This is a genomic window from Pseudonocardia sp. SID8383 (genome assembly GCF_009864975.1).
Lineage (GTDB): Bacteria > Actinomycetota > Actinomycetes > Mycobacteriales > Pseudonocardiaceae > Pseudonocardia > Pseudonocardia alni.
Map to the genome: position 1 here is coordinate 1 of NZ_WWFY01000623.1, position 8,237 is coordinate 8,237.

General features: G+C 73.5%; 10 protein-coding genes and 1 pseudogene. 7 read left to right on the top strand and 4 right to left on the bottom strand.

Annotated features, from left to right (window positions below; genetic code table 11):
- Positions 1-315: pseudogene (locus tag GTW08_RS15165) on the bottom strand (2-phospho-L-lactate guanylyltransferase); the annotation flags it as partial.
- Positions 316-444: 129 nt separating this feature from the next.
- On the opposite strand from GTW08_RS15165, the gene GTW08_RS15170 reads away from it, so the two are divergent.
- The 4 genes from GTW08_RS15170 (at position 445) to GTW08_RS15185 (ending at position 4,094) form a co-directional block, all read left to right on the top strand.
- A complete protein-coding gene (locus tag GTW08_RS15170) occupies positions 445-1,164 on the top strand; it encodes a lysophospholipid acyltransferase family protein (protein ID WP_073578418.1) in 720 nt (239 codons plus the stop codon).
- Positions 1,161-2,219, top strand: a complete 1,059-nt coding sequence (locus GTW08_RS15175) for an NAD(P)H-dependent glycerol-3-phosphate dehydrogenase (RefSeq protein WP_073578417.1) — start codon at positions 1,161-1,163, stop codon at positions 2,217-2,219. Before GTW08_RS15170 ends, GTW08_RS15175 begins: the two co-directional genes overlap by 4 nt.
- 5 nt (positions 2,220-2,224) lie before the next feature.
- Positions 2,225-3,337 (top strand): cystathionine gamma-lyase, encoded by a 1,113-nt coding sequence (locus tag GTW08_RS15180; protein WP_161152094.1) that lies wholly within the window; start codon positions 2,225-2,227, stop codon positions 3,335-3,337.
- Between the two features lie 151 nt (positions 3,338-3,488).
- Positions 3,489-4,094 (top strand): HNH endonuclease, encoded by a 606-nt coding sequence (locus GTW08_RS15185; RefSeq protein ID WP_161152095.1) that lies wholly within the window; start codon positions 3,489-3,491, stop codon positions 4,092-4,094.
- A gap of 93 nt (positions 4,095-4,187) precedes the next feature.
- Here the strand turns inward: GTW08_RS15185 and GTW08_RS15190 are convergent, their stop codons facing one another.
- Positions 4,188-4,481: a hypothetical protein gene (locus GTW08_RS15190; RefSeq protein WP_073578416.1), complete on the bottom strand. Its 294-nt coding sequence runs from the start codon at positions 4,479-4,481 to the stop codon at positions 4,188-4,190.
- A 269-nt stretch (positions 4,482-4,750) separates the two neighbouring features.
- Between GTW08_RS15190 and GTW08_RS15195 the strand changes: the two genes are divergently transcribed.
- The 3 genes from GTW08_RS15195 to GTW08_RS31880 all read left to right on the top strand — a co-directional run bounded on the left by GTW08_RS15195 (position 4,751) and on the right by GTW08_RS31880 (position 6,562).
- On the top strand, positions 4,751-5,818 hold the full coding sequence (locus GTW08_RS15195; RefSeq protein WP_161152096.1) for an LCP family protein: 1,068 nt from the start codon (positions 4,751-4,753) through the stop codon (positions 5,816-5,818).
- 82 nt (positions 5,819-5,900) lie between these two features.
- Positions 5,901-6,311, top strand: coding sequence for a hypothetical protein (locus GTW08_RS31875; protein WP_161152097.1), 411 nt, complete (start codon positions 5,901-5,903; stop codon positions 6,309-6,311).
- A gap of 2 nt (positions 6,312-6,313) precedes the next feature.
- Positions 6,314-6,562 carry a helix-turn-helix domain-containing protein gene (locus GTW08_RS31880; protein WP_073578414.1) on the top strand — a complete coding sequence of 83 codons (249 nt, stop codon included), beginning with the start codon at positions 6,314-6,316 and terminating at the stop codon, positions 6,560-6,562.
- A 7-nt stretch (positions 6,563-6,569) separates the two neighbouring features.
- Here the strand turns inward: GTW08_RS31880 and GTW08_RS15210 are convergent, their stop codons facing one another.
- Positions 6,570-7,367, bottom strand: a complete 798-nt coding sequence (locus tag GTW08_RS15210) for a glucose-1-phosphate cytidylyltransferase (protein ID WP_161152098.1) — start codon at positions 7,365-7,367, stop codon at positions 6,570-6,572.
- Between the two features lie 239 nt (positions 7,368-7,606).
- Positions 7,607-8,237 (bottom strand): sucrase ferredoxin (locus tag GTW08_RS15215; RefSeq protein ID WP_161152099.1); only part of this gene is annotated, 631 nt, incomplete at its 5' end.

Consider the following 8,237-nt stretch of genomic DNA (forward strand, 5'->3'; position numbering starts at 1 on the left):
GGCGTGCGGGTCGCGCGCGCGCAGCAGCGCGGCACCGTGGCGCAGCGCGCCGTTGAGCCGGCGGCCGGGGTCGGTGACGACCTCCGCGCCGAGCGCGCCGACCTCCATCGCCACCGCCGGGTCCGAGGAGATCACCAGCACGTGCCGGACCGCCGTCGCGGCGACGGCGGCGGCCACCGTGTCGCGGGCCAGGGCCAGCGCGAGCCGCTGGTGCGCGTCGAGATCACCCACCCCGCCGTCGGCGGCACCGCGCAGCCGGGTCTTGGCGCGGGGCAGCGGTTTCACCGGTACGACCAGGTCCACCCGCAGGGTCACGGCCCCAGTCTGGCACCCCGCGTGACACCGTGGGGCCTCTGTGGGGAGACTCCACGGACGAGATCCGGATCATCCCGATCCGCGACGACCCCACGACCCGCCACCGAGGCGGGCAGGAGGAGGCCGCCGGTGGCACGCGAGAAGGGCGGATTCTGGGTCGGTTTCGCCGTCCCGTTCTTCTACTCGATCGGCTGGCTCACCGGCCGGCCGCGCTACCAGGGCCGTGAGCACCTCCCGGCCCGGGGCGGCGCGCTGCTGGTCGGCAACCACATCTCGCACCTGGACCCGATCCACACCGGGACCTACGTGCACAGCGCGGGGCGGGTGCCCCGGTTCCTGGCCAAGAGCAGCCTGTGGCAGGTGCCGGTGCTCGGGCAGGTGCTGCGCGGCTCGGGGCAGATCCCGGTCTACCGCGACTCCGCCGACGCCCAGCAGAGCCTGGCCGCCGGGACGCAGGCCCTGGCCGACGGCAAGATCGTCATCATCTACCCGGAGGGCACCATCACCCGCGACCCCGACGGGTGGCCGATGCGCTCGCGCACCGGCGTCGCGCGGATGGCGCTGGCCTCGGACGTGCCGGTCATCCCGATGGTGCACTGGGGGACCCGCGAGGTCCTGAACGGCTACGAGAAGAAGTTCCGCCCGCTGCCGCGCACCGATGTCGTGCTGCGCGCGGGGGACCCGGTGGACCTGAGCGCCTACCGCGGGCGCCCGCTGGACGCCCACATCCTGCGCGAGGTCACCGACCTGATCATGGGACGGGTGCGGGAGCTGCTCGCCGAGGTCCGCGACGAGGACGCGCCGGAGGAGTTCTACCGCCGCCGCCCGGAGAGCGAGGCGGGCCGATGAGCGTCCCCCCGGCCCCGTCGTTCGGGGAGCGTCCGGTCAACGAACCCGTGCACTCGATCCACCGCGTCGCCGTGCTCGGCGCGGGCAGCTGGGGCACCGCGTTCGCGAAGGTCCTCGGCGACGCCGGTCGCGACGTGCGGCTGTGGGCCCGCCGGGCGGAGGTGGCCGAGGCGATCAACGCCGACCGGCGCAACCCCGACTACCTGTCTGACGTCGCGCTGCCGGACACGCTGCGGGCCACCCACGACGCGGCCGAGGCCCTCGACGGGGCCGACGCGGTGATCCTCGCGGTGCCGTCGCAGTCGCTGCGCGACAACCTGGAGCGCTGGCGCGACCTGGTCCCGGCCGGGGTCACCCTCACCAGCCTGGCCAAGGGCGTCGAGCTGGGGACGCTCAAGCGGATGACCGAGGTCATCGACGACGTCACCGGCGTCGGGGTGGACCGGCTCGCCGTGGTGTCCGGGCCGAACCTGGCCGCGGAGATCGCCCACGAGCAGCCGACGGCCACCGTCATCGCGTGCGAGGACCACGACCGTGCGGTGGCGCTGCAGACCGCCTGTGCGACCGGTTACTTCCGCGCCTACACCAACACCGACGTCGTCGGGGCGGAGCTGGGCGGGGCGGGCAAGAACGTCATCGCGCTGGCCGTCGGCGTCGCGTCCGGGATGGGGCTGGGCGACAACTCGCGGGCGTCGCTGATCACCCGCGGGCTGGCCGAGATGTCCCGGCTCGGGATGGCGCTCGGTGCCTCGCCGCTGACCTTCGCCGGCCTGGCCGGCATGGGCGACCTGGTGGCGACGTGCAGCTCCCCGCTGTCGCGCAACCGCACCTTCGGCGAGCAGCTCGGCCGCGGCGCGAGTCTCGCCGAGGCGGAGAAGGCCAACCACGGCCAGGTCGCCGAGGGCGTGAAGTCCTGCCTGTCGATCTGCGAGCTCGGTGAGCGCGCCGGGGTGGAGCTGCCCATCGCCGACGCGGTGCGCCGGGTCTGCCACGAGGGCATGACCGCCCACCAGATGGCCAAGGAACTGATCTCCCGGGCCCCGAAGCCGGAGTGAACCCCATGCTCGGAGACGGCACCCGCTGCGTGCGCGGCGGGGAGCACGACGCCCACGCCGTCGGCGATCCGGTGCACCGAGGGCCGGTGCTGACCAGCACCTACCACCTCGGCCGCCCGGAGGAGGCCGACCAGGGCGCGGACTTCTACGCCCGCGCGGACAACCCGACGTGGCGGATGTTCGAGGCCGCCGTCGGCGAGCTCGACGGCGGGCCGTGCACGGTGTTCCCGTCCGGGATGGCCGCGATCGCCGCGGTCCTGCGTGCGTTCACCGGCGCCGGGCGCGGCGTGCTGCTGCCCAGCGACGGCTACTACGTCGCGCGCCTGCTCGCCGACGAGGAGCTCGCCCCGCTCGGGGTGCCGGTCGCCTACTGCGCGACCGCGGGCGACTGGGCCTCGGCGATCGCCCGGCACCGGCCCGCACTGGTGATGCTGGAGACGCCGTCGAACCCCGGCCTGGAGGTCTGCGACGTCGCCGCGGTCGCCGCCGCCGCGCACGCGGCCGGGGCGGTCGTCGCCGTCGACAACACCACGTGCACCCCGCTCGGGCAGCAGCCGCTCGCGCTCGGCGCGGACCTCGTCGTCGCCAGCGACACCAAGGCGCTGTCCGGGCACGGGGACCTGCTGCTCGGGCACGTGTCCGCGGCCGACCCGGTGCACCACGAGCGGGTCCGCGCCTTCCGCACCCGCGGCGGCGCGATCGCCGGGCCGATGGAGACCTGGCTGGCGCTGCGCGGGCTCGGCACCCTGGACCTGCGGCTGGCCCGGCAGGCCGAGAACGCCCGCGCGCTCGCCGTCGCGCTGCGGGAGACCCCGGGCGTGCACGACGTGCGCTGGCCAGGGCTGGCCGACGACCCGTCGCACGTGCTCGCCCGGACCCAGATGCGGCGCTGGAACGGGATCCTGCGGTTCACCCTGGCCGACACCCACGCCGTCTCGGAGTTCCTGGCCCGCACGACGCTGGTCGACTCGGCGACGAGCTTCGGCGGGCTGCGCACCGCTGCGGACCGGCGGGCACGCTGGGGCGACGCGGTGCCGGACGGTCTGGTGCGGCTGTCCTGCGGTGTCGAGGACACCGACGACCTCCTCGCGGACGTGATCGGCGCACTCGGGGGCTGATCCGCGCCGCGGAACCGACGGGACACCCCGCGTCGGTCGCGCTATCACACTCGCGTAACCCGGGTTCCGTATGGTCGACTACATCCGGACCTCGAGCGTTCGCGGAGGTGGTCGCGTGCCGTACCGACAACCCGTCCCCCATGGTGCCGAGATGATCGTCCCTGGCGAACTGAGAGCGGTCGACCCGCTCCCCGACGATCCCGTCCCGGCACCGGGGGCCGAGCTGCCGACCACGGCTCGGATCCCATCGGGGTCCCGGGTCCTGCTCCTCAACGCCAGCTTCGAACCGCTGGCCGTGGTCACGTCCAAGCGCGCCATCTGCCTGCTGCTCGCCGGTAAGGCCGAGTGTCTCCAGGAGGCGCTCGAGGGCGCGGAGTTCCGTTCCGAGAGTCTCGCTCTCCCGGCACCGTCCGTCCTGCGGCTCTCCCGCTACGTCCGGGTGCCCTACCGCCGATCGGTGCCCATGACCCGGGCCGGTGTGCTCCGTCGTGACGCCCGACGCTGCGCGTACTGCAGCAGACGCGCCGACACCATCGACCACGTGATCCCCCGCAGCCGCGGAGGGGCGCACAGCTGGGAGAACTGCGTCGCGGCATGCAAGGCCTGCAACTCGAAGAAGGCGGACCGTCTCATCGAGGAACTGGGCTGGACCCTGCGGACGGCGCCGGCACCGCCCGCGAGGAACGGGGCGGGGGTGCTCGTCCTGGCGGTGGAACCACTGCCCGCCTGGGAGCCCTGGCTGGCCGCCGCGGCCTGACGACGGACACGCGAACGCCCCCGCCTCACGGGAGGAGGCGGGGGCGTTCGTGGAACGTCTCCCGGCGGACCGTCCGGGGACGGAGCGCAGGGGTCAGCTGCGCCGCAGCAGGGCCGAGGTGAGACGGGCGGCGCGACCGGCCGAGCGGCCGGCGGCGGTGCGGGCGTGGAAGACGCGGCAGGCGGTGCCGCAGACCCCGCAGTCGGTGCCGGCGCGGTAGTGGTCGTGGGCGTCGCGCTCATGCCCGCAGCGGCACAGGTCGACCGCGACCGGGGTGGCCGCGACGGGCGGCAGCGCGCCGTTCTCCGCGGCGCCGCGCGGCGCCGGGATGGCGACCGGAGCGGTGCCGGTGCCGACGGTGGCGGGGGTCTCGGGCGTGACGCTCATGGGTCCTCCTCGGTCCGCGACGGCCGTGCGGCCGTTCTGCCCCGTGAGTTCACCTGGTCCGTCCGGACCATTAGCGAGAGGGCCGTCGGTTCCCCACATCTGATGACACAGCACCCCTCTGTGACTGCGCTGTGTGCGCGCCGAGCCGCTGACCTGCGACGACCGGTGACGTTGCGCGGCACCGGGAGTGGGACCGTGCGGTGGCACGTAACGGCGGACGCCCGGTGGCGACGAACCGGACGACCGTCCACGGAGATCCAGGAGACCCGATGCGCATCGCCGTCCCCCCGCCCCGGCACGACGCCGTCGCGCCCGGCCTGCGCGACGGACGGCTCCGGCGTCGCGGGCGGCGGGTGCTCGCCGTCCTTCTGGCGCTCGTCCTCGTGCTGCTCCTCGCGATCGGGGGTGTGGTCGCCTACCTGACCTCGAGTATCGGCGGTGGCATCGCTCGCATCCCGGACGCGTTCCGCGGGATCGACGCCGGCAGCCGTCCGGCGACGTTCGGCGGCACCACGTTCCTGCTCGTCGGCACCGACTCCCGCGCCGAGGCCCCCACCACCGGCATCGACGCCGCCCCGGGCGTCGACGCGGGCTCCCAGCGCTCCGACGTGATCATGCTCGGCACCCTCGCCCCCGACGGCGAGCACGCGAGCGTCGTGTCGATCCCGCGCGACTCCTGGGTCGACATCCCCGGCCGCGGCATGAACAAGATCAACGCCGCCTACGCGTTCGGTGGCGCCCCGCTGCTCATCCGGACCGTGGAGAAGCTGACCGGGGTGCGGGTGGACCACTTCGGCGTCGTCGACTTCGCCGGGTTCACCTCGCTCGTCGACTCCGTCGGCGGCATCGACGTGAAGGTGGCGCAGGCGACGAGCAATGCCGGTGTGGACTTCCGGGCGGGGGAGAACCACCTGGACGGCGCCCAGGCGCTGGCCTACGTGCGCCAGCGCTACGGCCTCCCGAACGGCGACATCGACCGCGCCGCCCGCCAGCAGAACGCCATCAAGGCACTGCTCGCGACGGTCCAGGAGAAGGCCACGACCGACCTGACCGCGCTCTACGCGTTCGCGACCAGCGTCGGCGACGCGGTGAGCGTGGACGACTCGCTGTCCAACACCGGGCTGGTGCAGCTGGCCCTGGAGAACCGCAACCTGCGCGGCTCGGGTGTGGCGTTCGTGACCGCGCCGGTGGCCGGGCTGGGGCGCGAGGGGGAGCAGTCGGTCGTCTACCTCGACGAGCGGCGCAGCGCGCAGCTGTGGGGGGCGGTGCGCAACGGGTCGGTGGCGCAGTACGCGGACCTGAATCCGACGGAGGCGCTGAGCGCGACGCCGTCCTGAGTATATCGTTCTTCGGTGTACTGTTCTTCGACGTATCGAAGAACGATGCATCCGGGGGGATGTCATGACAGTGGATTCGTGGATGCTGAGCGCCGTCCGGCTGGTCGCGAGGCTCTACTTCGTGCTGCTGGCGGTCGCGCCGGCGTTCCTGGCCGCGGCCGCGGTCGGGAAGATCGGGCAGGCGCTGGCCGGGGAGCCGACGTCGTACGTGTTCGAGCTGGGATACGACCGCCCGCCGCTGGCGGACTCCGCACGGATGATCGAGGGATCGCCCCTGGTGATGGGACAGGACTCGCCGCGCCTCGGCTCGGTGCTCGCCGAGCTGCCGCAGCTCCTGCCCGCCCTCTGCGGGGCGGTGGTCATCGGCCTCGCGCTGCGGGCGCTGGACCTGGCGCGGGAGCGGGGCCTGTTCTGCGACGGTCTGCCGCGCCGGGTGGGTCTGCTGGGCTGGGCGCTGGTCGGGCAGCCGGTGTGGGCCCTGGTCGAGGTGTAGCGGTGCCCGCGGAACCGGAGTCGGCGATCGAGATCCATCTCGACACGCTGCTGGCCGAGCGGGGGATGACGCTCACCGAGCTCGCCCGCCGGGTCGGGGTCACGCACGCGAACCTGTCGGTGCTCAAGAACGGCCGGGCCCGCGCGATCCGGTTCTCGACGCTGTCGGCGATCTGCGAGGCGCTGGGCTGCCAGCCGGGGGACCTGATGAGCCACCGGGCCGGGGAGTCGTCGCTCCCCGATCCCCGGTGACGGCCGGTCAGGCCCAGATCTTCCAGGGCGCCTGGTCGCGCGCCCACAGGCTGTTGAGGTACTCGAAGTCCTTGAAGGTGTCCATCGCCGACCAGAAGTCCTCGTGGCGGTGCACGTTGAGCTGCCCGTCGCGGGCCAGGCGCTGCAGCGGCTCGTGCTCGAGCCACACGCCGTCGTCGTCGGGCTCGCCGAGGTAGGAGTCGAGGAACTCGCGGCGAAAGGCGAAGTACCCGCCGGAGACGAAGCCGGTCACCTGGGTGGGCTTCTCGTTGAACTCCACGACCCGCTCGCCCTCGACGTTCATCTCGCCGAACTTCGACGTCGGGTGCACCCCGGTGACGGTGCCGATCTTCCCGGACTGCTCGTGCTCCTTGGCCAGGGCGGTGATGTCGACGGTGCCGACGCCGTCGCCGTAGGTGAGGAAGAAGTTCTCGGTGTCGACGTACTGGGCGATCTTCCGGACGCGCGAGCCGGTGGCGGCCTCCAGGCCCGTCTCGGCGAAGGTGATCTCCCAGTCCTCGTCGACGCCGTTGTGGAAGTCGATCCGGTGCCGGTCGGACATGGACAGGGTGAAGTCCGCGGAGCGGGCCCGGTAGTCGAGGAAGTACTCCTTGATCGCCCAGCTCTTGTACCCCAGGCACAGGACGAAGCGCCGGAAGCCGTGCTCCCGGTAGGTCTTCATGATGTGCCAGACGATCGGCCGGTCACCGATCTCGACCATCGCCTTGGGCAGGCTCTCCGATGCCTCGCGGATGCGGGTGCCCTTGCCTCCGCAGAGGATGACGACGGGGGTCTGGGGGTCCATGGGGGCCTTCCGTTCCTTCGTGGGGAGCGTGGTGGGGCGACGGCGTCGTAGTGGTGCAACCGAACACCACTACCGCACTGTTATCGCCGTCGGGCTGTCTCCCGCCTCACATCGGGCGAAACCGGACAGCGCGGGTCGCCCCGCCACGACCTGTCCGCAGGTCATCCAGGGCTCCGGTGCGGACGGGATTGATCGGCCGGTCGTTTCCGTTTCGGAAACGACGGCCGCCCCGCCGGAGGTCAGGTGCGGGTGTCGACGAGGTCGAAGACCCGGATCCGGCCCGCCGGGCGGGCCGCACACGTCAGCGGCCGGTCCACCTCCACGAACCGTTCCCGCACCTCGATCACGCAGTCCGGGTGGTGGAACGTGACCCGCCAGGACGTGTGCCCGGGGGGCCGGCCGTCGGAGTCGACGTCCGCGACGCCCAGGTCGTCCACCCCGGTCGCGCCGGTGACGGCACGCGCGTGGTGCTGGGCGGCCTGCACGGCGGGCGGCAGCGCGGAGCGCCCCCGCAGCAGACCGGGGACGACGAGCCCGCGGCCGTACTCCCGCACGACGGCGGGCCCGTCGGCCGGGGTCACGCCGCCGTAGGTCAGGCCGTGGGGGAGCAGCACCAGGGCGGGGGCGAACCGGCAGCCGCCGATGTGGCTGCACTCCCAGGTGCCCTCGGGGTCGTCGGCGACGAGTGCGGCGGCGAGCGGCCGACCGCGGACGGCGCAGCAGGCGTCGTGCCGGCCGTGCGCGCAGACCAGCACCAGCGGGTCGGGGTGCGGGTCGCCGTCGGAGTGGACGGCGGCGGCCAGCTCGGCGGGGGAGGACCAGATGCCGGTGCGGACGTCCTCGTGCCCGGGCCGGGCGTCGACGCGGAAC